The 26024-nt window shown below is 73.9% G+C and carries 27 protein-coding genes; 11 read left to right on the top strand and 16 right to left on the bottom strand.

The window, feature by feature from the left end:
- Positions 1-19 precede the first annotated feature (19 nt).
- From ACIBPB_RS00205 to ACIBPB_RS00215, 3 genes are all read left to right on the top strand, one after another.
- Positions 20-874, top strand: coding sequence for an aldo/keto reductase (locus tag ACIBPB_RS00205; RefSeq protein WP_396837466.1), 855 nt, complete (start codon positions 20-22; stop codon positions 872-874).
- A 111-nt stretch (positions 875-985) separates the two neighbouring features.
- On the top strand, positions 986-2050 hold the full coding sequence (locus ACIBPB_RS00210) for a DUF6461 domain-containing protein (protein ID WP_396837467.1): 1065 nt from the start codon (positions 986-988) through the stop codon (positions 2048-2050).
- A 122-nt stretch (positions 2051-2172) separates the two neighbouring features.
- On the top strand, positions 2173-3156 hold the full coding sequence (locus ACIBPB_RS00215) for an aldo/keto reductase (protein ID WP_396837468.1): 984 nt from the start codon (positions 2173-2175) through the stop codon (positions 3154-3156).
- A gap of 142 nt (positions 3157-3298) precedes the next feature.
- On the opposite strand, the gene ACIBPB_RS00220 is transcribed toward ACIBPB_RS00215, so the two are convergent.
- From ACIBPB_RS00220 to ACIBPB_RS00230, 3 genes are read right to left on the bottom strand one after another with little or no spacing between them, the layout of a single operon-like run.
- A complete protein-coding gene (locus ACIBPB_RS00220) occupies positions 3299-3703 on the bottom strand; it encodes a hypothetical protein (protein ID WP_396837469.1) in 405 nt (134 codons plus the stop codon).
- The gene (locus ACIBPB_RS00225) at positions 3700-3960 is read right to left on the bottom strand and encodes a hypothetical protein (RefSeq protein WP_396837470.1); all 261 of its coding nucleotides are present in this window, start codon (positions 3958-3960) and stop codon (positions 3700-3702) included. Before ACIBPB_RS00225 ends, ACIBPB_RS00220 begins: the two co-directional genes overlap by 4 nt.
- A 13-nt stretch (positions 3961-3973) precedes the next feature.
- A complete protein-coding gene (locus ACIBPB_RS00230) occupies positions 3974-4684 on the bottom strand; it encodes a hypothetical protein (RefSeq protein ID WP_396837471.1) in 711 nt (236 codons plus the stop codon).
- Between the two features lie 240 nt (positions 4685-4924).
- Between ACIBPB_RS00230 and ACIBPB_RS00235 the strand changes: the two genes are divergently transcribed.
- On the top strand, positions 4925-5488 hold the full coding sequence (locus ACIBPB_RS00235; protein ID WP_357329336.1) for a snapalysin family zinc-dependent metalloprotease: 564 nt from the start codon (positions 4925-4927) through the stop codon (positions 5486-5488).
- A gap of 234 nt (positions 5489-5722) precedes the next feature.
- Positions 5723-6403 (top strand): hypothetical protein, encoded by a 681-nt coding sequence (locus ACIBPB_RS00240; RefSeq protein WP_396837472.1) that lies wholly within the window; start codon positions 5723-5725, stop codon positions 6401-6403.
- Between the two features lie 32 nt (positions 6404-6435).
- Here ACIBPB_RS00240 and ACIBPB_RS00245 read toward each other — a convergent pair whose 3' ends face one another.
- From ACIBPB_RS00245 to ACIBPB_RS00270, 6 genes are all read right to left on the bottom strand, one after another.
- A complete protein-coding gene (locus ACIBPB_RS00245) occupies positions 6436-7392 on the bottom strand; it encodes a hypothetical protein (RefSeq protein WP_396837473.1) in 957 nt (318 codons plus the stop codon).
- Positions 7389-8741 carry a hypothetical protein gene (locus tag ACIBPB_RS00250; RefSeq protein WP_396837474.1) on the bottom strand — a complete coding sequence of 451 codons (1353 nt, stop codon included), beginning with the start codon at positions 8739-8741 and terminating at the stop codon, positions 7389-7391. The genes ACIBPB_RS00245 and ACIBPB_RS00250 overlap by 4 nt, the downstream gene beginning before the upstream one ends.
- The gene (locus ACIBPB_RS00255; protein ID WP_396837475.1) at positions 8738-9043 is read right to left on the bottom strand and encodes a DUF6403 family protein; all 306 of its coding nucleotides are present in this window, start codon (positions 9041-9043) and stop codon (positions 8738-8740) included. Before ACIBPB_RS00255 ends, ACIBPB_RS00250 begins: the two co-directional genes overlap by 4 nt.
- A 9-nt stretch (positions 9044-9052) precedes the next feature.
- Positions 9053-10384, bottom strand: a complete 1332-nt coding sequence (locus tag ACIBPB_RS00260) for an AAA family ATPase (protein ID WP_396837476.1) — start codon at positions 10382-10384, stop codon at positions 9053-9055.
- Positions 10385-10463: 79 nt separating this feature from the next.
- Complete coding sequence (locus ACIBPB_RS00265) at positions 10464-11114, bottom strand: hypothetical protein (protein WP_396837477.1); 651 nt, start codon at positions 11112-11114, stop codon at positions 10464-10466.
- 43 nt (positions 11115-11157) lie between these two features.
- On the bottom strand, positions 11158-12012 hold the full coding sequence (locus tag ACIBPB_RS00270) for a helix-turn-helix transcriptional regulator (protein WP_396837478.1): 855 nt from the start codon (positions 12010-12012) through the stop codon (positions 11158-11160).
- A gap of 100 nt (positions 12013-12112) precedes the next feature.
- Between ACIBPB_RS00270 and ACIBPB_RS00275 the strand changes: the two genes are divergently transcribed.
- The gene (locus tag ACIBPB_RS00275) at positions 12113-12877 is read left to right on the top strand and encodes an SDR family oxidoreductase (RefSeq protein ID WP_396837479.1); all 765 of its coding nucleotides are present in this window, start codon (positions 12113-12115) and stop codon (positions 12875-12877) included.
- A gap of 246 nt (positions 12878-13123) precedes the next feature.
- The gene (locus ACIBPB_RS00280; RefSeq protein ID WP_396837480.1) at positions 13124-14437 is read left to right on the top strand and encodes a radical SAM protein; all 1314 of its coding nucleotides are present in this window, start codon (positions 13124-13126) and stop codon (positions 14435-14437) included.
- A gap of 102 nt (positions 14438-14539) precedes the next feature.
- Here the strand turns inward: ACIBPB_RS00280 and ACIBPB_RS00285 are convergent, their stop codons facing one another.
- Complete coding sequence (locus ACIBPB_RS00285; protein WP_396837481.1) at positions 14540-15454, bottom strand: DMT family transporter; 915 nt, start codon at positions 15452-15454, stop codon at positions 14540-14542.
- Between the two features lie 351 nt (positions 15455-15805).
- On the opposite strand from ACIBPB_RS00285, the gene ACIBPB_RS00290 reads away from it, so the two are divergent.
- Positions 15806-16732 carry an NAD-dependent epimerase/dehydratase family protein gene (locus ACIBPB_RS00290; RefSeq protein ID WP_396837482.1) on the top strand — a complete coding sequence of 309 codons (927 nt, stop codon included), beginning with the start codon at positions 15806-15808 and terminating at the stop codon, positions 16730-16732.
- 26 nt (positions 16733-16758) lie between these two features.
- Here ACIBPB_RS00290 and ACIBPB_RS00295 read toward each other — a convergent pair whose 3' ends face one another.
- Entirely contained in the window at positions 16759-18024 is a 1266-nt protein-coding gene (locus ACIBPB_RS00295; RefSeq protein WP_396837483.1) for a phospholipase D-like domain-containing protein, read from the bottom strand.
- A gap of 221 nt (positions 18025-18245) precedes the next feature.
- On the opposite strand from ACIBPB_RS00295, the gene ACIBPB_RS00300 reads away from it, so the two are divergent.
- Entirely contained in the window at positions 18246-18758 is a 513-nt protein-coding gene (locus ACIBPB_RS00300; RefSeq protein WP_396837484.1) for a hypothetical protein, read from the top strand.
- A 79-nt stretch (positions 18759-18837) separates the two neighbouring features.
- Here the strand turns inward: ACIBPB_RS00300 and ACIBPB_RS00305 are convergent, their stop codons facing one another.
- Together ACIBPB_RS00305 and ACIBPB_RS00310 are read right to left on the bottom strand one after the other, a co-directional pair.
- Positions 18838-19740 carry an alpha/beta hydrolase gene (locus ACIBPB_RS00305; protein WP_396837485.1) on the bottom strand — a complete coding sequence of 301 codons (903 nt, stop codon included), beginning with the start codon at positions 19738-19740 and terminating at the stop codon, positions 18838-18840.
- Positions 19741-19760: 20 nt separating this feature from the next.
- Positions 19761-20600, bottom strand: a complete 840-nt coding sequence (locus ACIBPB_RS00310) for an MBL fold metallo-hydrolase (RefSeq protein ID WP_396837486.1) — start codon at positions 20598-20600, stop codon at positions 19761-19763.
- A 122-nt stretch (positions 20601-20722) separates the two neighbouring features.
- Here ACIBPB_RS00310 and ACIBPB_RS00315 point away from each other — a divergent pair, with 122 nt between their 5' ends.
- Together ACIBPB_RS00315 and ACIBPB_RS00320 are read left to right on the top strand one after the other, a co-directional pair.
- Entirely contained in the window at positions 20723-21064 is a 342-nt protein-coding gene (locus tag ACIBPB_RS00315; RefSeq protein WP_357315229.1) for a helix-turn-helix domain-containing protein, read from the top strand.
- A 9-nt stretch (positions 21065-21073) separates the two neighbouring features.
- Complete coding sequence (locus tag ACIBPB_RS00320) at positions 21074-21439, top strand: VOC family protein (RefSeq protein ID WP_396837487.1); 366 nt, start codon at positions 21074-21076, stop codon at positions 21437-21439.
- A 30-nt stretch (positions 21440-21469) separates the two neighbouring features.
- On the opposite strand, the gene ACIBPB_RS00325 is transcribed toward ACIBPB_RS00320, so the two are convergent.
- The 3 genes from ACIBPB_RS00325 to ACIBPB_RS00335 all read right to left on the bottom strand — a co-directional run bounded on the left by ACIBPB_RS00325 (position 21470) and on the right by ACIBPB_RS00335 (position 25937).
- Positions 21470-22018 (bottom strand): TFIIB-type zinc ribbon-containing protein, encoded by a 549-nt coding sequence (locus ACIBPB_RS00325; RefSeq protein WP_396837488.1) that lies wholly within the window; start codon positions 22016-22018, stop codon positions 21470-21472.
- A 127-nt stretch (positions 22019-22145) separates the two neighbouring features.
- Positions 22146-24479 (bottom strand): acylase, encoded by a 2334-nt coding sequence (locus ACIBPB_RS00330; RefSeq protein WP_396837489.1) that lies wholly within the window; start codon positions 24477-24479, stop codon positions 22146-22148.
- Positions 24480-24578: 99 nt separating this feature from the next.
- The gene (locus tag ACIBPB_RS00335) at positions 24579-25937 is read right to left on the bottom strand and encodes a hypothetical protein (RefSeq protein ID WP_396837490.1); all 1359 of its coding nucleotides are present in this window, start codon (positions 25935-25937) and stop codon (positions 24579-24581) included.
- Between the last annotated feature and the right edge of the window lie 87 nt (positions 25938-26024).

The following is a 26024-nucleotide window of genomic DNA, read 5'->3' on the forward strand; positions in this document are numbered from 1 at the left end:
GATGGGAGATGAGGCTTTCATGGCCCAGCACAACGTTCCGGACATCTCGCTCAACGACGGCAACACCATCCCGCAGCTCGGCTTCGGGGTCTTCCAGATCGACCCGAAGGACACCGCGCGGGCCGTCGGCACGGCGCTGGAGGTCGGCTACCGGCACATCGACACCGCCCAGATGTACGGCAACGAGGCCGAGGTCGGCCAGGCGATCCGGGCCGCCGGGCTGGACCGGCGGGACGTCTTCGTCACCAGCAAGCTCAACAACGGCTTCCACCGCCCGGAGGACGCCCGCAAGGCGTTCGAGCAGACCCTGCGGGAGCTGCGGTTCGACTACCTCGACCTGTTCCTGATCCACTGGCCGCTGCCGACCCGCTACGACGGCGACTTCGTCGCCACCTGGCGGGCGTTGGAGGAGTTCCAGCGCGACGGGCGGGCGAGGTCCATCGGGGTGTCGAACTTCCAGGTGGCGCACCTGGAGCGGCTGGCCGCCGAGGCGGAGGTGACCCCGGCGGTGAACCAGGTCGAGGCGCACCCGTACTTCGGCAACGACGAGGTGCGCGCGTACGGCCGGACGCACAACATCCTCACCGAGGCGTGGGCGCCGATCGCCCAGGGCAAGGTGCTGGACGACCCGACCCTGGTGGACCTCGCCGAGGAGCTGGGCCGCACGGTGGCGCAGGTGGTGCTGCGCTGGCACGTACAGCGCGGCGACATCGTCTTCCCGAAGTCGACCACCCCGGCGCGGATCGCGGAGAACTTCCAGATCTTCGACTTCTCGCTGGACGACGCCGCGATGGAACGGATCGACAGCCTGAACAAGGGCGAGGCCGGCCGGAACGGCCCGAACCCGGACACCTTCGACTACGTGCCGGACTGAGGTGACGGCCGCTCCGGGTGACGCGGACGAGCAGGGGCCCCCGGGCCCCTGCTCGCGTCCCGACTGGCGAGCGGGACCACGCGACCAGGGCCGGCACGGCACACTCGTCGGGTGACCGACGACACTCTCGCACACTATGGACAGTTCCTCGACCGTCATCAGGGTTTCGCCCAGGCGGCGTGCGTCACCTACGCGCAGGGCGTGGACGAGGACGCGTTCATCCGGGCCTTCGGTGGTGATCCGGCCGACACGGCGAGCCGCAGCCTCCGGGAGCTCGACGCGGAGCTGGCGCCCTACCACTACAACCAGATCCCGTGCGCGCTCCTGGTGACCAGGGTCGGCGACTGGCTGGTCGGCATCGAGGAGAACGGTTTCCAGGGTTCCCGGCCCGAGGTGCTGCGGGGTGCGTCGGCCGGCGGCGCGGCGGTCAGCGTCTACTGGAACGTCAACGGCACCAACCGGTTCGCGTACCACGTAGCGGGGCGCCGAGCGGTCGGCTTCGACATGTACCACCCGGAGGAGCGCTGGGGCGGCGACCCGGACGCGCTGCTCGACGACATGGCGGACCTGACGTTCGACGCCCCGTGGGCGAGCGGCCTGGTCCTCGCCGAGCGGGTCAGCGGCGTACGGCTGGACGACGCGACGCTGGCCGGCGTGTTCCGCCGGGTGTTCCTCACCCCGGTCCCCGAGGACCTGGTCCCGGAGGGCGTCGAGGACCGTGCGGCGCTGGACGACCCGTTCGTCCGGTCGGTGCTCGCCGAGCCGACCGTCGAGCGCCTGCCGGAGATCACCCGCTTCCTGGCACACCTGGTGGCCCGGGACACCGGCGTCCAGGAGGACCCGCTGGCCCGCGCGGCGCTGGCGGTGCTCGACGCGCGGGCGCATGGACGGACGGTGGCGGTGGACGGGCTGCTGGCGCAGCGGCTCACGACGCGCGCGGACGACCTGCTCGCGGAGTCGCGACGCGAGCGGGACCGGAACGCGTTCCGCCGGATGCACGCGATGCTCGGGCTGCGGGACGCGCTGCACGACGACCTGGCCGAGGCGGCGTTCCGGATCTACTGGTCGGGCGGGTACGCGCTGGGCGACGCCGACGCGTCACTGGTCAACAGCGTGCTCGGACGCTGCCGCGACCGCGCCCTCCGCGACGCGGCGAAACGCGGCGCGGGCCGGTGAGCCCGGCGCGGCGACGTAGCCGATCAGCCAGCCGGGTACGGCGTGCTGTCCCGGCGAGGGTTTGACTTCGCGCGCGCTCGAAGGTGGAAGGTGGTGGCGTCGTCTCGACGGGGAGGAACTCCATGCGTTACCGCACCATCGGCACCGATCCGGCCACCCGGCGCGAGGTCAGCGTGCTCAGCCTCGGCGCGATGCTCTTCGGCACCGCCACCGACGAGGCCACCTCGTACGCCATCCTGGACCGCTACGTCGAGGCCGGCGGCACCTTCATCGACACCTCGGACAACTACGCCTTCTGGCAGAACGGGGGCCAGGGTGGGGAGAGCGAGGAGCTGCTCGGCCGGTGGCGGCGCAGCCGGGGCGTCGGCCCCGAGGTGCTGGTCGCCACCAAGCTCGGGGCCCGCCCGCTGGCCCCGGGGACCAGCTATCTGGACAACCCCGAGGGCCTGTCGGCGAAGGTGATCCGCGAGTCGGCCGAGCGCAGCCGGGAACGGCTCGGCGTGGAGCGGATCGACCTGCTCTACGCGCACATCGAGGACCGGACGGTGCCGCTGGAGGAGACCGTGGCGGGCTTCGCCGAGCTGGTCGCCGAGGGCACCGTCGGGCTGCTCGGCGCGAGCAACCACCGGGCCTGGCGGGTGGAGCGGGCGCGGGCGATCGCGGCGGCGGCCGGCCTGCCCGGGTACGAGGTGCTCCAGTACCACCGCAGCTACCTGCCGCCCCGGCTGGACCTGCCCAGCGAGCTGGACCCGGACGGCGACGTGGGTTACGTCGGCCCGGACCTGGCCAGCTACCTGCGGGCGGAGCCGCAGCTCACCCTGGTCGCCTACTCGCCGCTGCTCAAGGGCGCGTACGCGAAGCCGGAGCGGCTGGGCGCCGGGTACGACGGGCCGGGCACGGCAGCCCGGCTGGCCGCGCTGCACGCGGTGGCCGCGGAGACCGGCGCGACGCCGAACCAGGTGGTGCTCGCCTGGCTGCTGGGCGGGGAGGTGCCGGCGATCCCGCTGGTCGGGTTCTCCTCGGTGGCCCAGCTCGAGGAGAGCCTGGCGGCGGTGGAGCTGGAGCTGACCGGGGAGCAGCGGGCCCGGCTGGACGCGGCCCACTGATCCCGGCCGGGTCCCGGCCGGCCGGCCGGGGCAGCCCGGCTCCGGCCGGGGCGGCTCGGCTCCGGCCGGGGCAGCTCGGCTCCGGCCGGGGCAGCTGAGCTCCGGCCGGGCGGCTCGCCGGTGGCTCCGGCGCGGCCCCCGGTCAGCGGGCGTCGGTGACGACGTGCGAGCAGGCCGGGCAGGCCGCCGGGCCCTGCTCGGCGAACCATCGGCAGGTACGCCGGATCGCGCACTTGGGCAGCTCCGGCTCGGCCGGGCCGGCCGTCTCGGCGTACGACGCGGCCATCCGGGCCCCGAGGCCACAGTGCTCGCCGGTCCAGAAGCCGCAGGACGTGGTGACGCAGGGGCCGGCCAGCCGGAAGCGGGACTCGACCGGGGTGCCGGAGTCGCCGGCCGTGGCCAGGGCGACCTCGGCCGGCATCGCCGGCGTGACGTAGGCGACCCGGCCCGCCGGAGTGATCATGCCGAGGAAGACCGTGGCGTTGGCCGCGGGCGTACTCGGGCACATCCGCTCCGGCGGGTCGACCGCTCGGGCGGCGTCGGTCACCGCTGCATCCAGAAGCCGATGTCGTTGATCTTCTGGCCGAGCTCCTGGGCGAACGGGCCGTCGAGCACCCAGAGGCCGTACCACTCGGGACGCAGCTTGAGGTTGCCGTGGCCCAGGGTGAGCGGGTTGGTCAGCTTGGCGTTGGCGGTGCCGAGGGCGGCCAGGCCGGCCTGCTGGATCTCCTTGGCGATGAGGGACTGCTGCTCGGCGGTCAGGTCGACGCCGTCGACCACGAACCGGAACTCGTTGCGGGCCATGTGTTACCTCCGGTCATGCGTACGATTCGGTGCCCAGCCCGCGGCGCAGGCTGAGCCGGGTGAAGGTCGCCCAGCCGGCGCGGGAGGCGACGTCGCCCCGCTGGCCGGCCCGGGCGAGCGGACGTGCGGCGTACTCCTGCCAGCGGGACGCGCCGGCCCCGGCCTCGCCCCACAGCTCGCGGCAGGCGCCGACCGCGAAGTCGACCTGCGCGGCCGAGCCGGTGAAGCCGGCGGGCCCGTCGGCGACCCGGACGGCCCCGCCGGGCAGCACGGCGACGGTCGGGAAGTGGTGGTGCAGGCTGGCGAGGGTCGCCCACCGGGTGCCGTCGGCCCGGGCGGCGGCGAAGCCGTCGTGCAGTTCGTCGTCGCGCCGGTAGCGGACGGCGTGCAGCACGAAGGCGTCGCCGGCCGCGTCGACCGTGCCGAGCACCTGGGCCGGCGCGCTCCAGGCGCGGGGTGAGTTCGCCGACCAGAACGCGAGCCAGGCGGTGAGCCGGTCGTGGAAGTCGGCCTGGAAGCGGCCCCGGCTGGCGGTGCCGTCCGGGGCGTGCAGCGCGGCGGAGCCGATCCGGTCCCGGGTGACCAGCGGGGTGCTGAAGCGGTGGGTGGGCGCCGCGCCGGCGGCGGTCGGTGCGGTGGCCACGCCGGTCACGGTGACCGCCGAGGCCGCCGCCGCGCCGGCGAGGAGCCGCCGCCGCGAGAGCGGGTGTCCGTTGTGGTTCATCGTCGGCCTTTCGTCGACGGCCAGTGCCCCGACGCTATCGACCGGAACTGATCAGATAAACACGCTGCGTGACGGGAGATTGACAGAAAGGGCGGGAATCCCCGGCGGCGTGAATCCCCATTCCTGTGCCTCATTCACGTGCACATTGACATCAATCATTTCGCCGTGGCTCTTGATATCGATGCATGTCAATCAATAGGCTGGCTGCACTCCATCCCCGCCTCTCGAGGAGAGTGAGCCATGCGCCTACCCAAGCTGTCCCGCGTCCTCGCCACGCTCGCGGCAACCGCGCTGACCGCGCTGGGCGTCGTCGCCGTGGACACCGCGCCGGCCTCCGCCGCGCTCCGCAACGTCTGCTACAACACCAGCCAGGCCGGGCCGTTCGCCAGCTACGCCAACCAGGCCGCCTCGATCTGGAACAGCCGCACCAACAACATCAACATGGCCCAGTGCGGCTCGAACCTGATGATCTACTACACCTACGGCGGCGGCTCGTACGCCCAGCGCACCAGCCTCGGCAACGGCCGCGTGGTCATCGACTACTACCAGGCCCAGCAGTACTCGCCGCTGCGGATCATGACCCACGAGATCGGGCACATCCTCGGCCTGCCCGACAACTACAACGGCAACTGCGCCATCCTGATGTCCGGCGGCAGCGCCGGCACCAGCTGCACCAACCCGTACCCGAGCAGCACCGAGGCCGCCCGGGTCGACTCGCTCTTCGGCTTCGCCGCCCGCAGCGCGACGACCCCGCAGATCTTCACCGACAGCTGGCCGGCCGCGCCGGCCGGCGCGCTGCGCTGAGCCCGGCCGCCGGGGCCGGCGGCGACCCGCCGGCCCCGGCGGCTGCTCCCGCTCGACCGGACCACTCCGGACGGTGCGGCGCGCGCCGCCCCGGCGGCCCGACCGCGCCGCCCCGACCGCGCCGCCCCGACCGCCCCACCGCGCCGCCTCGACCGCGCCGCTCGGCGGCGCCACCACCCGCGCCGGGCGCCGTGGCGGCCGGGCGCGTTCGCCGCCCGCCGCTACCCTGACGCCGTGGCTCGGCAGAAGCGCAACGGACCGGTTCCCCGCCGCGGGCCCGTGCTGCCCGCGGCCCGGCAGCCACGACCGGCGCCGCCCCCGCCGGCCGGGCCCGCCAACCGCTTCCCGACCAACCCGGCGGCGCTCGTCATGGCCGTCCTGATGGGACTGGTGATCCTCGGCGGGCACCTGGCCGCCAGGTACGTCGACGACCCGGCGCTGATCCCCCGCCCGTGGCGCACCGTCACCGCCGTGGTCGCGGCCGTGGTGGTGTTCCTGGCGGTCTCCACGCTGACCCAGCTCGTCACGGTCCTCATGCTCCCCGTGACGGTGCCGTCGGCCCGCGCCTTCCTCACCCACGTCGGCGAGTTCTCGGCGGTCGGGGCGATCCTGGGCACCGCCCTCGGCTTCCGGATGGGCGAGCACCTGTTCGTCGCGGCCGGCCGCGACCCGGCCCGCTACGGCTTCCCCGACCTGCTGGCCACCATCAGCGACGCGATCACCCTGATGACGCTGCTGATGATCGCCCTGTGCTGGGTGCGGGCCGCCGCCCTCGGCCGGGACCTGGTCCGGGCGGTACGCGAGTCGGGCCGGCTACCCGGGCCCGCCGCGTACGCGCCGCTGCTGCTGATCGCCGCCGGCAACTACATCGGCCTGCAGGCCGGCGCCTTCGTCTACCAACTGCTGGCGACCTGACCCGTCGCGTCGCGCCGCCCCGGGCCGCGCCCTCACCGGACGCCCCGCCGCCGCCCGGAACCGGACGCTCCGGCGCCCCGACCCGACGCCCCGCCCGGGCCCCGACCGGACGCCGCGTCGTCCGCCAGGTCCGCCGCCCGCCCGCTCAGCTCCTCGACCCGCTCGCGCAGCCGGCCCACCGGGTCCCCGGCGTCCGGGTCGGACACCTCGTCCAGCAGCCCGACGTAGTCGCCGGCCAACCGCCGGTACGCCGGCCCGCCGGCCCGGTCCAGGTCGATGATCTGCTGGGCCAGGACGGCGGTGGCGGCGCCCAACGCGGCCCGCTCGTCGGCGCGCGCGTCCCGCACGGCTCGCCGCGCGTCGGCCAGCCGGCCGGCCCGCCGGCCGCCCAGCCAGAGCGCCGCCGCGCCGGCCACCACCCCGACGACCGCGCCGCCGGCCAGCAGATAGCGGGGCAGCGACGGGTTGATGGTCCGCGCACCGTCGGGCAGCAGGCCGGTCCGGACCAGCCGGTCGTAGTTGAGCACGATCACCTTCAGCGCCTCGATCGGGCGGTCCACGAACGCGTCCGCGCCCTGGCTGATCACGGTCTCCGCGACCAGCGACCGGCCGATGTCGCGCGGGCTGTCGCCACCGACGCGGGAGCAGCCGTAGGTGTCCCAGTCCTCGCCGTCCCGGCTCATCGCCAGCACCAGCGTGCCCTGGGTGGTGCGTTCGGTGTCGGCGCACGCCTCGCGCAGGTCAGCCCCGGGCGCCATGAGCAGGACCACCAGCCGGCGGTTGCCGACGACCCGCTCGGCCGCGGCCCGGTCCAGGTCGACGCCCGGTGCCGCGTAGACCGACGAGACCCGCACGTGCCGGGCCACCGGGCCGTCGAGCAGGCCGCCGGACCACAGCGCCCAGCCGGCCAGCGCCAGGCAGGCCAGCACCGCCCGGCCGAACGCGGTGCCGACCAGCCGGCCGAGCAGCCGGCGCGCGGTGGCGATCACGAGAGCGTCCCCCGCAGGTAGACATCCGGCCGGTAGCCGGGCATCCGCACGTCCCGGGCCGCCTGGTCCAGCTCGGCCGCCGCGTCGGCCAGCAGCCCGCGTACGTGCCGGTCGGGCAGGCCGTCGTCGAGCGCGGAGCGGGCCGCGCGGAGCCGGGCGACGCCCCGCACCAGCGCCCGGTCGCTCCGCGCGTCGGTGAGCAGGGACAGCTCCACGGCCAGCGCGGACAGCCCGGCCAGCCGGGCCGGCACGGCAGGCGACCCGACCTCGCCCGGCCGGCCCCGACCGGCGCCGCGCACGGTACGGATCGACAACACCACGAACCCGGCCACGCAGCCGGCGAAGAGCCAGGGCAGCGCCGGCAGCGCCACCCGCAGCGGGTCGAACGGCCGGTACGGCAGCGGTCGGTCGAACAGCCCCGCGTACCGCACGTCGGTCACCCGGGCCAGGTACGCGCCGAGCACGTTGAGTTGGGGATAGGCGTAGCGGCTGAGCCGGCCGCCGTACTGGGCGTAGAAGCTGGCCCCGGCCACCTCGGCGAAGTCCGCCGCGCCGGGACCGTGGTACTCGATCCAGCCGCCGTACATCACCACCACCGGCCGCTCCGGGGCGAGCCGGTGCAGCGCCGGGCCGTACGCGGGCAGCGGCTTCCCGTACGGCTGGGCCGGCAGCACCACGAACCAGGCCCCGCCCGGGAACGCGTCCCGGGCGGCCTCCTGCGGCAGCCGGGGCAGCGTGGCGCCCGGCCCGACGTACCGGCCGGTGGCGCCCAGCGCGGCGGTGACCGGGGCCAGCTCCGCGGCGGTCGGCTCCCGCCACCGCAGGTCGTCGCGGTCCGGTGGGGACGGTTGCTCGCGGAGCCCGGCGAGCAGGGTGAGCACCGGCCCGGTCACGTCGCCGGTGGCGAACTGCGCCCGCCAGCCCGGCAGGTCGTCCGGCGTGGCCACGTAGATGCCGCCGCTGACCTCGGTGCCGATGATCCGGACGGTGGCGTTCTCCACGTCCTTCACCCGCCGGCGTTCCGCTTCGTCCAGGCCGGGCGGCGCGACCAGGATCCGGGTGTCGCCACCGCCGACGGCGGCGCGGACCCGGGCCTCGTCCCAGCGCGCGACCGCCCCGGGCAGCCGGACCACCGGGTCGGCCGCGACCAGCGCGGTCATCTCCGCCACCGACGGAACGGTGGCGTCGCTCAGCTCACCGGCGGAGCCCTCCCCGGGCAGCGTGGCCGACGACGGTGAGCGCCCGTAGCTGACCGCCACGCTCTGCCGCTGCGCCGCCAGGAACACCGCCAGCACGGCCACCGCGACCCCCAGCAGCGACCAGCGCAGGACTTCCCGCCGCGCCCTCACCGGCCGCGCCGCCACATCTGGTCGGCGCGGCGGGCGTGGTCGGCGGCCTCCCGGGCCGCGTCCGCGCCGCCGCGTGCGGCCGCGAGCAGCTCGGCGCGGGCCAGCAGCCGGTCCGCCTCGGGCACCGGTGTCCGGGTGGCGTCCCGGCTGACGGCGGCGTCGTGGATCGCCGCCCGGGCCGACGACCAGGCCACCCGCCGGTCCTCGGCGCGGGCGCGGCGCCGGGGCAGCAGCGCGGCGGTGAAGCCGGCGGTCAGCGCCACGACACCCCCGCCCAGCCAGAGCAGCACGCTCAAGGTCATGATCTCTGTCTAACGCACCGCCGCCAGCCGGTGCGCGGCGAGGTGGGCGAGCACCCGTTGGTGCGCCTCCCAGCCGTCCGGGAACTTCACCGGCACGTCCAGGTGCACCCGCTCGGTCGACGGGTGCGCGTCCAGCAGTTCCGGGATCCCCGCCCGCGCCACCACCACGCACGCGTGCCGGTGCCGGGACGCCAGCACGCACAGCCGCCCGGTCTCCAGGTGGAACGCGGTCGCGTCCCGCCGCCCCGACAGCGGGTGCAGCACGATCGTCAGGTCGTACTCCCGACCCTGGAGGCGGTTGGCGGTGTCCACGGTGACGCCCGCGCCCGCCGCGCCGAGCCGGGCGCGGATGGCCGCCGCCTGGTCGCGGTGCGCGGTGCCGACGGCGATCCGGCCGGCCGTCACCGGCGCGCCGCCGGGAGCCTGCTCGGAGACCGCGACCGCGCCCCGGCGCAGCGCCCGCAGCGCGAGGTCCGCGCAGGCCGCGACGGCCTCCGCATCGGTACGCGGGGTGTGCCGCTCGGGCAGTTCGTAGAGCGCCCAGCCCGACGCGGCGGCCAGCTCCAGGGCGGCGTCCGGCGGGTCGCCCGGGCCCGGCTCGGTGAGGGTCAGCGCCCGCTCGGTCGGGCCGGTGCCGGCGCGGAACCCGGTGAACGGGTAGAAGGCGGCGGCCACCAGCGGCGCGGCCGTGGCGGGCAGCCGCCAGGAGATCGGCAGCCGGTGCACCGGCAGGTCCGGGTTGTGCCGCAGCAGGGTGGCCACCGCCGACTGCATCGGGTCCCAGGTGAGGCCGGTCCAGCGGGCCGTCTCGACCGTGGAGAACGGGTCGAGCTGGCCCGGGTCACCGACGAACAGCGCCCGCTCGAAGCGTCCGGCCACCCGCAGCAGGGCGTCGGAGCGCATCTGGTACGCCTCGTCGACGATCGCCCACGGCCAGCGGCCCTCGGTGACGGTGGCCCACTTGGCGGCCGTACCGATGGTCACGGCCGGACCGCCGAGGTCGGCGACCTTCGCGGCGACCCGGACCCCGGCGTGTTCCCGGACCCGCGCCGACGGCCGGTAGTCGGCGGCGGAGAGCCGGCCGATCCGCAGCTCGGGTGCCTTGCCGGCCAGGCGGTCGACGAGGTCGTCGACCTGCTCGTTGGTCTGCGCCACGATGATCAGCGGGTCGCCGGTGGCGGCGAGTTCGGCGGCGGCGCGGACCACCAGGGTGGACTTGCCGGCGCCCGGCGGGGAGTCGACCACCACGCCCCGGTGGCCGCCGGAGCGCAGGTCGGCCAGGACGGCGGTGATCACGCGTTCCGCCTCGACGGCGGGCGGGACCGTCACCTCGGCGCGCATCTGTTCCCTCCCCGGACCCGGCTGCTGCCCCGCCACCCTACGAGGCCCGCACCGGCCGGCGGTCACCTCGGTCGGCGCGTCACCGCCGGGGCAGCCGGCGCAGGAGCGTCCGGACCGCGGTGCCGGCACCGCGGGCCGCCCGGCCGAGCTGGGTCCGGTTCTGCTCGACGTAGGTGAAGAGCAGCGCGCCGAGGAAGAACAGTCCGGCCAGCCAGGCCAGCCAGTCGCCGAACCAGTCCAGCAGCGGCAGGGTGGCGATCAGGGCGGCGGCCGCGGAGAGCGGGAAGACCAGCTGCAGCCCGAACTCGTACCGCAGGGACCGCTCGTCCCGGTGCCGGGCGTAGAAGTCCTCCCAGGTGAGGATGCGTTCGTCGCCGGAGCACTCGACGGCGATCGGCCGCAGCACGTCGAGGATGTAGCGGTTGGCCGCCTCCCGGTCGCGGCGGCGGCGCAGGATGGTGATCCCGGAGCCGGCGGCCAGGATGGGCACGGTGACCAGCAGGCGCGGGTCGGCGCGGTTCGCCACCACGAAGCCCAGGATCACCGCCACCACGGTCAGGTACGCGCCGACGAGCGCGTGCGACGCCGACGACTTCTGCGCCACCACGGACCGGATCGCGTTGTACTCGGCGATGAGCAGGTTGGCGCGGGTGTCCAGCCGGCCGCCTCGGGCGGCGTGGTCCGGATGAGGGGTTCCGCTGCCGTGATCGATCACGTCGTTCCACACCACCGCCCAATGATGGCAGTGGATGGCAACGGTAGGCCGGCCCGTGCTACCCCAGTGCCGGGTCGGCGGGGAACCGCTCGTGGCCCAGCACGGCGAGCAGCCGGAGCTTCTCGTCGCCCTCGCTGCGCGGCGGGGCGGTGAGCACGAGCAGCGCCTGGGACTGGTCCTCGGTGAAGAGCACCTGGCAGTCCAGCTCGATCGGGCCCAGCTCGGGGTGGATGAGCGTCTTGTGGTCGGCGAACCGGGTGGCCACCTCGTGCCGGTCCCACAGCTCGGCGAACTCCGGGCTCGCCTGTTGCAGCGCCCGCACCAGCTCACCGGCCCGCGATCGGGGACCCATCGACCCGTACGCGGCGCGCAGGTTGGCGACCTGGGCGCGGCTCTGCCGGCCGCGGTCGTCCTCCGGGTAGCGCAGCCGCTCGGCGGGCTCGGTGAACCACCGGTAGATCTCGCTGCGAGCCAGGCCCGTATAGCCTGATTTGTCCCCTAGCAGGGCGGCCGCCATCCGGTTCTGCACGAGCGTCTCCCCCAGACTGGAGAGGATCAGCGCCGGGGTGTCATCGAGTCGGTCCAGCACCCGCAGCAGCGCCGGGGCGACGTGCGTCGCCGTCGCCACCGATGTCGGGGCGTTCTGCCCGGCCACCCGGAACAGGTAGTCGCGCTCCTGGCCGGTCAGCCGCAGCGCCCGGGCCAGGGAGGCGAGCATCTGGGCGCTCGGCTGCGGGCCGCGCTGCTGCTCCAGCCGGGTGTAGTAGTCGGTCGACATGGCGGCCAGGGCGGCGACCTCCTCCCGCCGCAGGCCGGGCGCGCGGCGGCGGGCGCCGGCCGGTAACCCGACGTCCGCGGGCCGCAACGCCTCGCGGCGGCGGCGCAGGAAGTCGGCCAGGGCTGCACGGTCCATGAGCCGAGTATCCGCCCGGCGGCCCGGCCAGCCAGGGATCGCCGATCCCCCGATAACCGCTCTCTGCCCCCAGCCGGGCACGAACGGCGATCCTCGGACCATGAACATCTCCGGAAACACCGTCTTCATCCCCGGCTCGACGAGCGGGATCGGCCTCGCCCTCGCCCTCGAACTGCGCGCCAAGGGCAACACGGTCATCGTCGGCGGCCGCCGGGCCGACCTGCTCGCGCGGATCGCGGCGGAGCACCCGGGCATCGACACCGTGGAGATCGACACGGCGGATCCCGCCAGCATCGACGCCGCCGCGAAGCAGGTGCTGGCCCGGCACCCGGACCTCAACGTGCTGATCACCATGGCCGGCATCATGCGGGTCGAGGACTGGCACCGGCCCGAGTCGTTCCTCGCCTCGGCCGAGGCGACCGTCACGACCAACGTGCTCGGCCCGATCCGCCTGATCGCCGCCTTCATCGAGCACCTGCGGACCCGGCCGGACGCCACCATCGTCACGGTCTCCTCGGGCCTGGCGTTCACGCCGCTGAAGGCCACGCCGAGCTACAACGCCTCGAAGGCCGCGATCCACATGCTCAGCGAGTCGCTCCGGCTGCAACTCGCCGACACCACGGTCAAGGTCGTCGAGCTGGAGCCGCCGGCCGTCCGCACCGGGCTGCTGCCCGGACAGGAGACCAGCGAGTTCGCCATGCCGCTGGACGAGTTCGTGGCGGAGGTCATGGCGCTGCTCGAGTCGCAGCCCGACGCCAGGGAGATCCAGGTCGAGCGGGTCAAGTTCCTCCGGTACGGGGAGGCGCGCGGCGACTACGACCAGGTCGTCGCGACGCTCAACGCGGCCGACCCGCACGGCAAGTAGCGGGTATCCATCACGTGGGGAGACGACCGGTCAGCCCCAGCCCCGGCCCCGACGCCCCCGCCCGCCGCCGGTCCGACCGGCGTGGGCGGCATCGGGGGACGTGACGTAGGGAACAACCACGGGCTGACCGATCCGTCCGGCCCACGCTGGCCGACTAGCTTGGAGGCTGCAGGGAGTCTCCCCCGACCCACCTCAGGCCTCGGGCACCACCTCGGGGCCTTCGCGCACAACCGCCAGGGAGGGCGCATGCAGGCGCGTACCGATCTCATCGAGGACCTGATGGGGCGCTTTCCCCAGGTGCCGAAAGAGGCGGTCATCAAGGAGGACCTGCTGCGTGGCGGCCTGGCCTTCGACGACTCGGCGTTGACCGACAACGAGAGCGGGACCGTCAAGCCCAAGTCCTACTTCATCTTCTCCTTCGACCACCGGACGTTGCCGGACCTGGGCACCGCCGCGCTGCGCCGGCCGCCGGAGGAGATCGTGCTCACCGGCGGCCCGTACGGGCTGCGCCGCACGGTCGTCTCGGTCCGCACCAACCCCGACTCGCCGTACCGGGTCAAGGACGACGGCGACGGCCGCCTGCGGCTGTTCCTGGACGGCCGGCCGATCGCCGACGTCGGGCTGCCCCCGATGCCGGACTACTACCGGCACACGCTGGCCAACGGGAAGTCGGTGATGGAGGTGGCGCCGACGATCCAGTGGGGCTACCTCATCTACCTGACCGTGTTCCGGGTCTGCCAGTACTTCGGCGCCAAGGAGGAGTGCCAGTACTGCGACATCAACCACAACTGGCGTCAGCACAAGCAGGCCGGCCGCCCGTACACCGGGGTCAAGCCCGTCGAGGAGGTGCTGGAGGCGCTGGAGATCATCGACCGGCACGACACCACCGGCGCGTCGCGGGCGTACACCCTCACCGGCGGCAGCATCACGTCCAAGGTCGACGGGCTGGCCGAGGCCGACTTCTACGGCCGGTACGCCCAGGCGATCGAGGAGCGGTTCCCGGGCCGGTGGATCGGCAAGGTGGTCGCGCAGGCGCTGCCCCGGCCCGACGTGCAGCGGTTCCACGACTACGGCATCCGGATCTACCACCCCAACTACGAGGTGTGGGACAAGCGGCTGTTCGAGCTCTACTGCCCCGGCAAGGAGCGGTACGTGGGCCGGGAGGAGTGGCACCGGCGGATCCTCGACTCCGCCGAGATCTTCGGGCCGCGCAACGTCATCCCGAACTTCGTGGCGGGCGTCGAGATGGCCGCCCCGTACGGCTTCACCAGCGTGGACGAGGCGATCGACTCCACCACCGAGGGCCTGCAGTACTTCATGTCCCGGGGCATCACCCCCCGGTTCACCACCTGGTGCCCGGAGCCGACCACCCCGCTCGGCAGGACCAACCCGCAGGGCGCGCCGCTGGAATACCACATCCGGCTGCTGGAGGCGTACGCCGCCACGATGAAGGCCAACGGCCTGTCCAGCCCGCCCGGGTACGGCCCGGCCGGCGCCGGCCGGGCGGTCTTCTCGGTCAGCTCGTTCATGGACAGCCTGCCCGCCGAACCGGAGTCGTAAGGGGCCCTGCTCGGGCTCGCAGGTGGAACGGCACGGTCCGGGCCGAAGCCGCTGGCCCAGCACACCAGGGGCCCGGACCAGTCCGGTCCGGGCCCCTGGTGGTCAGCGGCGCGCGCCGCGGGCGTTCAGCACGATGGCGACAGTGATCAGTCCGGCGCCCACGAGCCCGGTCGGGCTCAGCCGATCGCCGAGGAACACGGTGGCCAGGAGGGTGGCGACGAGCGGCTCCAGCAACGCGATCAGCGCGGCCGTCCCCGCCGGGTTGGTGCGCAGCCCGCGGAAGTACAGGGCGTACGCGATCGCGGTGGGCACGGCGCCCAGCAGGAGCAGCAACCCCACGGACCTCGCGGTGGGGCCGAACCCCAGGCCCGAGGTCACCGTGGACGCGGCGGCGAGCACGGCACCGCCGAGCGCGAAACTCACGCCGGTGGCGGTGAAATCGTCGAGCCCGGCGACGGGCCGGGTGCCGATCAGGGTCATCGCGGCGAAGCCGGCCGCCGACAGCAACGCGAGTCCGCCTCCGGTGAGCGCCGCCGTGGTGCTGATGCCGCCGGCCGGCGTGCCGACGAGCAGGACCAGACCGCTGACGGCGAGGGCCACCGCGGTGAGCATCGACGCGCTGGCCCGCCGCCGTCCGGTGACCCGTTCGGCGGCCAGCACCAGCGCCGGCGCCGCGCCGATGGTGAGCAGGGTGGCGAGGCTGACGTTGGTCAGTGACACCGCGCCGAAGAAGCAGGCCTGGAAGAGCGCGGCGAGTAGCCCGGTGACAGCCATTCGGGTCCAGGCTGCCCGGCCGCGGGGCAGCGGTCTGCGGGCGACAAAGAGCCAGCCGGTGGCGAGCGTGCCGCCGACGGCGAGCCGGTAGGCCGCCACCGCCAGCGGCGAGAGCTCCGTTTCGTGGGCGAGGAGGCTGCCGGTGGGGCCACCGGTGCCCCACAGCACCCCGGCGAGGACAAGCGACCAGAGGCCGGTGGCGGGGCGTCGGACGGCAGCCACCGGTTGTTCGGAGACAAGCATGAAGGAATCGCTCCTGCGACGAAGGAATGGGGTCGCGGAAGCGGGGCGTACGTACCGGACTCAGCGCCGCGTGGACCGCGCGTCCAGCGCACAGCGGCTGGACACGATGAGCGGAAGCGCCCCGCTCAGGAGCGCGGCGGGGAGATGATGCCGAAGGTCCGGTGCATGTGCCGATCCTATGCACCGCCGCCGGGCGGCACGAACCCGATCCGCGAGCCGACACACCGGTCCGGCGATCTGGTCGGCCCGGCTACCGATGCCGCCGGCCGTGCGGGACCACACACCGACCGGTCATCACATCCCCGACCGGTGGTTCGTCTACGGGGGTGAGACCTGCAGAAGGGAACCGCCATGAGAGTCCTGCTCGCCGGCGCCTCGGGCGCCGTCGGTACGCCGCTCACCCGCCAGCTCATCGCCGCCGGCCACGAGGTGGTCGGGATCAGCCGCAGCCAGACCAACGCCGAGCGGCTGCGCCGTGCCGGCGCCGAGGCGGTGGTGGCCGACGTGCTGGACCGGGAGAACCTGCTCGCCGCCGTCCGGGACGTACGGGCCGACGCGGTCGTGCACGAGCTGACCGCGCTGGGCAGCCCGAAGATGCGCGACGCCATGCGCGGCACGAACGAGCTGCGTACCACCGGAACCGCCAACCTGCTCGCGGCGGCCCGGGCGGTCGGCGCCCACCGCTTCGTCACCCAGTCGATCATGCTGGGGTACGGCTACCGCGACCACGGCCCCGGCGTGCTCACCGAGGACGACCCGTTCGGCGAGCCGGTGGGCGGCATGCTGGGCAGCGCCGTGGCGGCCATGCGCTCCGCCGAGGAGCAGACCTTCTCCGCCGACGGGATGGCGGGCGTGGCGCTGCGCTACGGGTTCTTCTACGGCCAGGACAGCATGACCCGGATGATCGTCAACCTGGTGCGCAGGCGCCGGCTGCCGGTGCCCTCGTCCGCCGGCTTCACCAACTTCATCTACCTGGAGGACGCCGCCGCCGCGACCGTGGCCGCCCTGAAGAGGGGGCGTGCCGGCCAGGCGTACAACATCGTCGACGACGAGCCGGTGCGCTGGGGCGACTACCTGGATACCCTGGCCGCCGCGTTCGGGGCGCGCCGGCCGTGGCGGGTGCCGAGCTGGGTGCTGCGGCCGATCCCCTACCTCCACGCCATGATGACCACCTCGATGCGCGTCTCCAACGCCAAGGCCAAGCGCGAGCTGGGCTGGGCGCCGGCCGTGCCCACCTACCGCGAGGGCATCCCCCTGGTCGCCCGGGCGACCCGCTGACCCGCCCCGCCGGCCGGCTGCCCGGCTCAGGAGCAGGTGGCGCTGCCGCCGTTGGCGACCGACCGGATGCTTGCGGTGTCGCGGACCGTCCGGAAGTTGGTCCGGAAGGCGTTGAACACGGTGGTGTCCTCCAGTTGCAGCAGCGTCTCGTCGGACTGCCGCAACGAGTTGTAGCTGAGGTTGTGGCTGCCGACCCAGGTGATCGTCCGGTCCGCGCCGCCGTAGTAGTTCCCCTCGACCTGCAGGTACTTGCTGTGCGTCCAGACGCTGTCGCCGGCGCAGTAGTACCTGACGACCGGGCCTCCGTACCCGCTGGTGGTGGCGGCCAGCAGGTTCTTCATGGCGGTGACCTCGGAGCTGCTGGCCGGGTCGTACCGCTCGACCACCTCGACGTAGCAGCCGGCCTTGTCCAGCGCCCACAGCTTCGAGGCGAGGTACGTGCGGCTGAAGATGGTCTGGTTGACCCGGATGATGGTGCGGTGGGTGCCGTCCTGGGTGCCCACCACCGAGTTGCCGAAGCAGGCCACGTTGTCCAGCACGGTGGCGATGGTGTCCTCGCCCGGGTCGCTGTACGGCTGCCCGTTGCTCTCCTGCCGCGGATAGAAGTGGATCTTCGCGGCACCGGAGGTCACCGCCGGCCGCCCGGTGTCGTAGTAGTTGTTGTTGACCACCCGCGCCTTGAGGTCGTCGAAGTAGCCGCTGTAGGCGTTGTAGATGCCGGTGTTGCCGACCAGGACGAGCGCCGCGTTCCAGCCGCCCAGGCCGTCCCGGCCGGTGTGCAGGTTGGCCGTCGACTGGACCACCACGTTCGCGGTGCCCTGGGTGCTGGAGAAGAGGAAGAACTTGTTGTGGTTGATCGAGTCGACGCTGCCCAGCACCCGGTTGCCGATGCAGCCCCGGCCGGCCGGGCAGAACAGGATCCACGACGAGGCGCTGAGGCTGGTGCCGAGGGCGGTGACCAGGGCCGCGTACGGTGCCTTGGTCCGGTCGTTGTCGTTGAAGACGACCTGGACGTTCACCCCCCGGTTCTTGGCGGCGATCAGGGCGTTCGGCACGGTGGCGTCGGTGGCGTAGTACATCGCCATCCGGATCCGGGAGCCGGCCGGCGCGCCGTCGATCAGTTCGACGAGGCGGGTCTGGATCGCGGCCTTCTCCGCCGTCGTGCCGACCGGATTGTTGAACACGGCCGTGGTGGTGGGGGCCGCCGTCGCCGGTCCCGGCCCGATCGACAGCCCGGCGGCCAGCAGGCACCCGGCGGCGGCCAGCGATGATACGACTCTGCGTAGGGACATGAGTCCTCCCGGTGGGTGAACGGACGGGTCCGCAACTCCACAATGGAACCACCGCGGGCTCCACCTGGGAACCGCACCGGGCCCACCGGACCCGCGGGGATCACGGCGCGTCCGCCGGCCGGCCCCGACGAGGGGGTTGATGCGGGCGTCGGACGGTGCCAGACTGCCAGGTCTGGGAACGCTCCCAGCGACAGCAGTCGATAACTCACGGAGGTTTGCCCATGCGCTGGACCACCGGCGCGCTGATCGGCGTGGCCATCCTGACCCTCGCCAGCGGATGCGGCGCCGACCCGGCCACGTCCCCGCCCGGGACCGCCCAGCCGGGCGCGACCGGCGCCCAGACCCCGGTGCCGATCGGTCCGAACGTCGCCGAGGCGCTGGAGGTCGCCAACAAGCAGTTCACGCTGCTCGCCGACGGCGACTGGGCCGGCGCGTACGCGCTCTGGACCGACGCCGCGAAGAAGGAGATCAGCAAGAAGGACTTCGAGAAGGTGAACAAGGCCTGCCCGTTCTTCAAGGGCGACCGGATCGAACTCCAGGATGTCAAGCCGGCGAGCATGGAGTTGGTCGAGCTGACCTGGCGCCACGCCGGCCGCACCGGACACAGCGCGATACGCCAGGCCGGCAAGACCTGGCGGTACGACCCGGGCGGGGAGACCCTCGCCGAGTACGCCTCCGGCCCGGACAAGGCGATCGCCAAGCGGAAGGCCGACAACGCCTGCACCGCCGCCTGACCGGCGGCACCCACCGGCTCCGGCCGGGCTCGTCCCGGCCGGCCGCGTCACCGGAGGTCCGGGGCCTCCGGCCGCCGCTTCACCGGAGATCCGGGACCTCCGGCCGCCGCCTCAACCGAGGTGCCGGTGCAGGAAGGCGGCCGCCGCATCCGCCGCCTCGGTCACGTACGGCTCCACGTCGTAGAGGTCGATGTGCCGCGCGGCGTCCAGCCACACGATCTCCTTTCTCGCCGGGCGCGCGCCGGTGCAGCTCGACGGCGAGTTCCGGCGCGCAGTAGGCGTCGACCCGGCCGTGCACCACCAGCAGCGGAGTCGCGGCGAGCAGCGGGGCCGCGCCGAGCGCGTCGAACGTCATCAGCGCGTGCAGCGAACCCCGGGTCACCCGGTTGCGCCAGTGCGGTGCGGCGGACCGGCCGGTGCCGTAGTAGGCGTACGGCTCGTCGCCGCCCATCGCCGCCTCCCCACCGTCGGGCGCCACGGCGGGCAGGAACTCGTCGTACCCGTCGAGGAGGCCGGCGAGCGCCGACCGGTAGGTGTCCACCCCCATCCGCTCGACGAACCAGGCGGGGCTGTTGTAGCCGCCGGCGATCCCGACGACCGCCTTCACCCGAGGGTTCTCCCCGGCGGCCCGGACCGCGTAGCCACCGCCGAGGCAGACCCCGACCAGGCCGATCCGGTCCGGGTCCACCTCCGGGCGGGACCGCAGCAGCTCGACGGCCGCCCGCAGGTCGGCCAGCTTGCCCTGGCTGTCCTCGTGACCGGGGCGGCCGCCGCTCTCCCCGAAGCCGCGATGGTCGAAGGCGAGGGTGACGAAGCCGGCGCGGGCGAGCCGGTCCGCGTACGTCCCGGCGACCTGGTCCTTGACGCCGGTGAACGGCCCGGTGAGGGCGACCGCCGCCGCCGGCCCGGCCGCGGCCGGCAGCCGCAGCTCGCCGACCAGGTCGATACCGTCGCTGGCGAAGGTGACGCGCTCCGGCGTCACGCTCCCGCGTTCCCGGGTGCTCATGCGGCGGCCAGCGCTTCGGCGGCCAGCTCGGCCGCGACCGCGTCGGCGCCCAGGCCGACCAGCCAGTCCAGCGGGGCATCCGGCAGGAACCGGGTCATCAGCCCGGTCAGTTCCTGCCGCTGGGCGTCGCTGAGCGCCGGTGCGCCGTCGGCGATCCGGCGCACCGCCTCCCGGTACATCAGCAGGTAGCGCCGCTGCGCGGCGAGCAGGCTCCCGTCGCTCGGCGCGCCGTGCCCCGGATAGAGCCGGAGCCCGCCCAGTTCACCGTCCAGCCGGTCGAGGGCGGCCAGCCAGCGGCCGGTGTGCCCGTCGGCGGTGTAGGCGTGGGTGCCGTCGAAGGCGAGGTCGCCGATGAAGGCCACCCGCCGTTCACCGCCGGCCACCAGCAGGTACGAGTCGGCGTGGCTCTCCGCCGCGCCGACGTCGTGCACCGCGATCCGCAGCCCGCCCAGCTCGACGGTGCCACCGGCCGGCACCACGTGGTCCGGCACGCGGTACCGGTCCGGCCACTCGTCCCCGTACACGGGCTGCCACTGCGCCCGCTTCGGCTCGGCCACCTCGGCGATCGCCTCGGCCACCGCCGCGGTCGCGTAGACCGGTACGTCGTCGGGCACCACATAAGGCAGGCCGTTGAAGTGGTCCGGGTGGGCGTGGGTGACGAACGCGGCCAGCAACGGCTTGCGCAGCGCGGCCAGCCGGGCGGCGAGGGCCCGCGCGTCGGAGACCAGCAGGTTGGCGTCGACGAGCACCACCCCGTCGGCGGTCTCCAACAGATAGCTGTTGGCGAGGATGCCGCTCTCCGCGGCGGTGTAGGTGTGGATGCGGAACTCGGTCACGGTCGACCATCCGATCGGCGTCGAGGAACTAGGCTTGGCGCCGACGCTAGGGCGGCCGGCCGGCACCGACCAGAAGGCACTTTCCGGTGCCCTTGCCGGCGATCCGCCGATCGGGAGGTCCGATGGTTCTCGTCATCCCCGACGTTCTTCAGGAGAGCTGCTCGACCCGCCAGGCGCTGGAACGGTTCGCGGCGAAGTGGCGGGTCCTGCTGATCTACGCGCTGCTGGCCGGGCCGCAGCGGCACGCCCAACTGCGCCGCCGCCTGCCCGGCATCAGCCAGAAGGTGCTCACCGAGACGCTGCGCGGGATGGAGGCCGACGGCCTGGTGCGCCGCCGGGTGGTCAAGGCCAGCGCCCCACAGCACGTCGAGTACGAACTCACCGACCTCGGGCACACCCTGGAGAAGCCGCTCGCCGCGATCTGCGAGTGGGCGGCGAGCCAGCCGCCAGCCGACGGGGACTAGGGTCGGGGCGTGAGTGTGCACGCGCGCGTTGTCGCCGACGACTTCCCGGCCACCCTGCGCTTCTACACCGACCTGCTCGGCAAGCCGGAGACGGTGGTCCCGGACGTCGAGTACGCCGGCTTCGACCAGGCTGGCGAGACGGTCCTCGCGATCCTCGGCCGCCGGGCCGCCGAGGCGGTGCTGCCGGTGGGCCGGGGCGACGGCGGGGTGCTGATTGTGGTCCCCGTGCCCGATGTGGACGCCACCGTCGCCGCCCTGCCGGCCGGGGTGGTGGTGGCCGAGGCCGCCGACCGGCCCGGATGGGGGGTGCGGTCGGCCTACCTGCGCGATCCCGAGGGCAACCTGGTCGAGGTGCAGACCTGGACGGCCCGCTGAGGCTGCGGGTCCGCCGGGGGCGCTCGCTGGTCAGTGCGGATGGTGGTCGGTCGGCGGCTGGGCCGTCAGCCGGGGCGCCACGTCCTCCGGCAACTCGGCGCCGCAGAGCGCGCAGACATAATCCTCGTCGCGGACGAGGTTGCGCTCGCCGCAGTCGAGACAGCGCCGGAACACGACCACCTCGGTGAAACCCTCCGGGTGATCGACGCCGGCCCGGTCCAGGGCGTCCGCCACCGCCGGCCAGGAGGCGGGACCCGGGCAGTAGCCGGTGGACTGGTTGCTCACCTCGGTCACCACCCAGCCGCCCCGCTCGTCGGCGAAGGCGATCTCCCCCGCGCCGAGCACCTCCGCACCGCCGGCACAGGCGACGTGCTCGCTGCGCCTGGGCGCGAGCCGCAGCGTGCCGGCGGCGTCGATGACGTACGTGAAGGGGTCGTCCCGGTCGCGGGAGTCCGCGGCCGACAGGTAGGCGTCGAGGTCGACCGGGGACCGGATCGGCCAGCCCTCGGGGGCGTCCGCGACGGACGCCTGCACGTCCGCCGGGCCGACGTAGCGGTACCGACGCGCCGCCGCTGCCACGACACCGACCCTACGCCGGTACGGCGCGCGGCGCGCCGCACCGCGTCCGCCCGGCCGCCGGGAGCCGCCCCGTTGCCGGGTGCGGTGCGGGCCGGCGGCGCACCGCCGGCCCGCAGCCGCCCGCCGGTCAGCGGTGCCGCTCCCCCACCCGGTAGGTGACCAGGTTCGGGTCGGCCCTGAGCTGCTTCTCGGTGTACTTGATGGTGTCCCAGCCCTTGCCCGAGTAGAGCCGGGTCTGGTCGGCGAACCAGGGTGAGTTCGGGTTGGCCGACTGGGAGTAGGTGAGGATCTGCCGCCCGGACGGCCCGTTGCGGCCCAGCTCGACGGCCATCACGAACGACGAGCCGTGTTGCACCTTCGAGTAGCCGACGCCGGGCTGCAGCACCCCGATGATCATGTTGAAGACGCCGGCTTCGGCGCGCCCGCCGTGGATCGGGACGCGCTCGGCGCCGCGCGGCTCGGTCTGCACGTCGCCGAGGCGGGCGTCGAGCGGGATGCCGTCCAGCTTGCGGACGGCGGTGGCGAGGGCGGTGCGGACCCGCGGGTCGTCGACGGCGAGCCGGCTCGGCGTGCTGAGCGGGGCGGCCGGGTCGAACGGGTCGGCGAAGCGCAGGCCGCCGGCCAGGGCGAACTCGGTGAACAGGTGCGCGCCCCGGCTGTCCAGGTTGACCTTCAGGTCCCAGCCGCGCAGGGCGGCGCAGGCGTCGGTCAGGTCCACGACCGTGCCGTCGGAGGCGGTGGCCGTCGGCTGCGCCTCGCAGACCCGGACCAGGTCGTCGCGGACCAGCTCACCCCCGTACGCCCGGTTGCCGAACGTCACGTCCCACAGCTTGCCGGTGGTGAAGCCCTGGCCGGGCAGCCCGTCGGTGCCGGCGATCCGCTGCCGCACCTGGTGCACGCCGAGCCGGGTCCGCAGGCTGCGCGGGGTGCGCTCGTCGCCGATGATGCGCGAATACCCCTCCAGCGGTTGGGCCGGGTTGGCCAGCCAGTAGCTGTCGTTGGAGTTGGTCACGTAGTCGCCGCGGACCAGCGCGGGCAGGTTGCCCGGGCCGAGGATGCCGGGCACCGCGGCGTCCGGGTCGCGGCCCAGCTCGCACGCGGAGCGGGAGCCGTCGAGGACGGCCTGGCCGCTGCTGGCGTACAGGGGCTGGAAGGGCGCCGGGATGCAGGCGGCCGCGAGGGAGCCGGTGACCCGGGGCACCACGGAGTGGTCGGCGTAGAGGGCGTTGCCGTCGCGGTCGGCGGCGATGACGTTGACCCAGGGCAGGAACTGCCGCCGGTCCAGCACCTTCCGCAGCTCACCCACCGACGTCGCCCGGCCCATCGCGAGCCAGCCGTCGAGGGCGCGGTTGTTGGCGGCGTTGACGTCGGTGATCGCGTACGCGGCCTGCGCCGTCCAGTCGAAGGTGCCCGGCACCACGACGACCGGGCCGAAGTGGGTGTCGTAGAAGGTCCGGGTGACCGGCCCGCCCGGCGTCTGCACGGTGACCGTGCGGGAGGTCATCTTCCGGGGCTGGCCGTCGTAGAGGTAGCTGGTCGGGTCGCCGGGCACCAGGGCCAGCCGGTGCCAGACGAAGCGGCGCGCGGTGGAGACGGTGTGCGACCAGGCGACCCGTCCGTTGTGGCCGATCTCGACGAGCGGGTCGCCGACCAGGGCCGCGCCCTCCACGTCGTACCGGCCGGGCACCTTGAGGTGCATCCGGTAGAAGCGCTCGCCGCCGTCCCACGGGAAGTGCGGGTTCGCGAGCAGCATGCCGGCGCCGCTGGCGGTGGCGTCGCGCCCCAGGCCGTACGCGTTGCTGCCCACCCCGGCCGGCACGCCGTCGCGGGCGGCGACGACGGCTTCGGCCTGCGGGGCGCTCGCGGTTCCGCCGGCGCCCGGCGGCGCGGCCGCGACGATGCCGTCGGCGAGCGCGCCGGAGCTGGCCCGGATCATCCGCGTCCAGTTCGCCCGCCACACGTCCAGCTCGGTGATCGGGCGTACCCAGTCCCTGCCCTTGCAGGCCGGGTCGGTGATCTTGTTCTTGGCGGTGCGGAGGTAGGCGTTGTAGCCGGCGACGAAGCCGCGCATCTGGTCGCGTACCTCGGTGGAGGGCGCGTGGATGCCGTCGCGCGGGCCGGTCAGCCAGCGCTCGGCGGCGCGGGCGTCGATGGCCTTCTGGTGGAACAGGTCGCTGGTGACGTTGCCGGTGCTCGCGCCGAACCAGCGGGACCGCTCGGCGCGGACGGTGACCAGTTGCTCGGCGATCAGGCAGACGTTGTCCTCGGCCTGGACGTAGCCGACGCCGTAGCCGAGGCTCGCGAAGTTCTGCGCGGTGATGTGCGGTACGCCGTAGGAGGCGCGCTGGATCAGGGCGGAGTAGCCGTTGCCGTGGGCGACGGCGGTGCCGCCGGTGACGGTGAGGCCGGCGGCGACCAGGCCGACGGCGACCGCTGCCGCCGCGAGTGGGCGCGCCCTCATCGGACGCTCCGGTGGTGGTGGTGCGGACGGAACATGGACGTCCTCCCCGAGTAGTGACTGTCCAGGTCCGACCGACGCTAGTGGTGAAAGTTGCTCAAGTCACCTGTCGATGATCGCGGTCGCGTACCCGTCGGGGTAGAACTGCCAGTAGTCGCGGTACCGGACCGTGAAGGTGGTGGTGCCGCGGGGCAGCGAGTAGGTGAGGTTGTACCGGCCGCTGGCGTCCAGCTTGCCGCGCCAGAACTCCCGCTCGGCCCCGCCGTTGGTCGACGCGGTGATCCACCAGTAGTTGTCGTCCCCGATCGGCGAGCTCCAGGTCACGGTGAGCTGCGCGGTGCCCTTGTCCTTGCCGGTCCCGACATGGGCGGTGACGGCCAGGTCGGTGATCGGCGGCCGCGGCGGGTGCGCCGGCCCGAAGGAGTGCAGCAGCTGGGTCTCCTGGTACGGGTCGGTCGAGCTGACCGCCCAGGCCCGGGTGCCGTCCCGGTTGACCAGCAGCGTCCCCTCCCAGAGGCTGTCGCCGTTACGGAAGTCCACGGCGTACGTCGGCACCGTGCCGCCCTTGCCGTAGAGGTAGACGTCGGCGTCCCCGGTGCCGGTCGAGGCGCGGCCGATGGCGACCGTGGAGGCGTCCCCGGACCAGGCGGCGTCCTGCGGATAGACCCCGCTGGGATAGACGGTGGCGTCGGCGAGGTCCGGCAGCCGGTACGAGTGGTGCTCGTACGGGTAGCCGACCGTCTCCACCACCTCGGTGCCGTCCGGGCTCACGGCGTAGTCGATGAGGTTGCTGCCGGTGTTGTCCCGCCGGCCAATGATCCTCGGGCTGTCCCCGGAGACGTCGACGACGTACGTGCTGACCGGCGAATATCCGGTGTCGCCGGCGACGAGGAGGCCGGGCGCGCCGGGGCTGGCGTCGATGATCGGGTGGTAGTTGGGGCCCTCGGTGAACACCACCGGCGGGGTGCCGGGCGCGGACCAGATCAGCAGACCGCCGGAGCCGAGACCGGCGTCGATGAACCCACCGACGATCTTGTCGCCGGTCGGTTCGACGGTGTACAGGTGGGCGCCGGGCGGCGCCGGGTAGCTGGCGACGATGGTGAGCGTGTCGGCGTCCAGCGCCACGATCCGGTTGAAGTCCTGCGCCGCGTACAGGATCCGCCCGTCGTAGCTGAGGACGAGGTCGGAGATGTCGGCGACGGCCGTGACCCGGTTCAGCAGCCGGCCGTCGAGGTCGGTCACCACCAGCGGCAGCGCGCCGCCGACCCCCTGGGCGAGGTAGAGGCGGCCACGCGCCTCGTCGAGTTCGATCGCCCGCAGGTCGTCGACCGGCAGTTGGGTGCCGACGCTCTTGAGCGGGGCCGCCGTCTCGGCGGCGGCCGGCGTTGCGGTCAACAGCTCTCCGGCGCTGAGCCCGATCGCCGTGAACATCCCGGACGCCAGCAGTTGACGACGCCGCATGACACCTCCCCGTGTCGGCCAGCCGCCGTACCGACGGCCAACCGAGACCCTAGTACCGGCCTGGTGCCGGCGCTGTACCCTCCGGCC

It is taken from the genome of Micromonospora sp. NPDC049836, from assembly GCF_044465125.1.
GTDB lineage: Bacteria > Actinomycetota > Actinomycetes > Mycobacteriales > Micromonosporaceae > Micromonospora.

Excerpts from the sequence above, each read along its gene's own strand:
- ACIBPB_RS00205 (WP_396837466.1), top strand. The coding sequence starts at position 20 with ATGGCCCAGCACAACGTTCCGGACATCTCGCTCAACGACGGCAACACC.
- ACIBPB_RS00215 (WP_396837468.1), top strand. The coding sequence starts at position 2,173 with ATGCGTTACCGCACCATCGGCACCGATCCGGCCACCCGGCGCGAGGTC.
- ACIBPB_RS00225 (WP_396837470.1), bottom strand. The coding sequence starts at position 3,960 with ATGGCCCGCAACGAGTTCCGGTTCGTGGTCGACGGCGTCGACCTGACC.
- ACIBPB_RS00230 (WP_396837471.1), bottom strand. The coding sequence starts at position 4,684 with ATGAACCACAACGGACACCCGCTCTCGCGGCGGCGGCTCCTCGCCGGC.
- ACIBPB_RS00235 (WP_357329336.1), top strand. The coding sequence starts at position 4,925 with ATGCGCCTACCCAAGCTGTCCCGCGTCCTCGCCACGCTCGCGGCAACC.
- ACIBPB_RS00255 (WP_396837475.1), bottom strand. The coding sequence starts at position 9,043 with ATGACCTTGAGCGTGCTGCTCTGGCTGGGCGGGGGTGTCGTGGCGCTG.
- ACIBPB_RS00260 (WP_396837476.1), bottom strand. The coding sequence starts at position 10,384 with ATGCGCGCCGAGGTGACGGTCCCGCCCGCCGTCGAGGCGGAACGCGTG.
- ACIBPB_RS00270 (WP_396837478.1), bottom strand. The coding sequence starts at position 12,012 with ATGGACCGTGCAGCCCTGGCCGACTTCCTGCGCCGCCGCCGCGAGGCG.
- ACIBPB_RS00275 (WP_396837479.1), top strand. The coding sequence starts at position 12,113 with ATGAACATCTCCGGAAACACCGTCTTCATCCCCGGCTCGACGAGCGGG.
- ACIBPB_RS00280 (WP_396837480.1), top strand. The coding sequence starts at position 13,124 with ATGCAGGCGCGTACCGATCTCATCGAGGACCTGATGGGGCGCTTTCCC.
- ACIBPB_RS00285 (WP_396837481.1), bottom strand. The coding sequence starts at position 15,454 with ATGCTTGTCTCCGAACAACCGGTGGCTGCCGTCCGACGCCCCGCCACC.
- ACIBPB_RS00290 (WP_396837482.1), top strand. The coding sequence starts at position 15,806 with ATGAGAGTCCTGCTCGCCGGCGCCTCGGGCGCCGTCGGTACGCCGCTC.
- ACIBPB_RS00295 (WP_396837483.1), bottom strand. The coding sequence starts at position 18,024 with ATGTCCCTACGCAGAGTCGTATCATCGCTGGCCGCCGCCGGGTGCCTG.
- ACIBPB_RS00300 (WP_396837484.1), top strand. The coding sequence starts at position 18,246 with ATGCGCTGGACCACCGGCGCGCTGATCGGCGTGGCCATCCTGACCCTC.
- ACIBPB_RS00315 (WP_357315229.1), top strand. The coding sequence starts at position 20,723 with ATGGTTCTCGTCATCCCCGACGTTCTTCAGGAGAGCTGCTCGACCCGC.
- ACIBPB_RS00330 (WP_396837489.1), bottom strand. The coding sequence starts at position 24,479 with ATGAGGGCGCGCCCACTCGCGGCGGCAGCGGTCGCCGTCGGCCTGGTC.
- ACIBPB_RS00335 (WP_396837490.1), bottom strand. The coding sequence starts at position 25,937 with ATGCGGCGTCGTCAACTGCTGGCGTCCGGGATGTTCACGGCGATCGGG.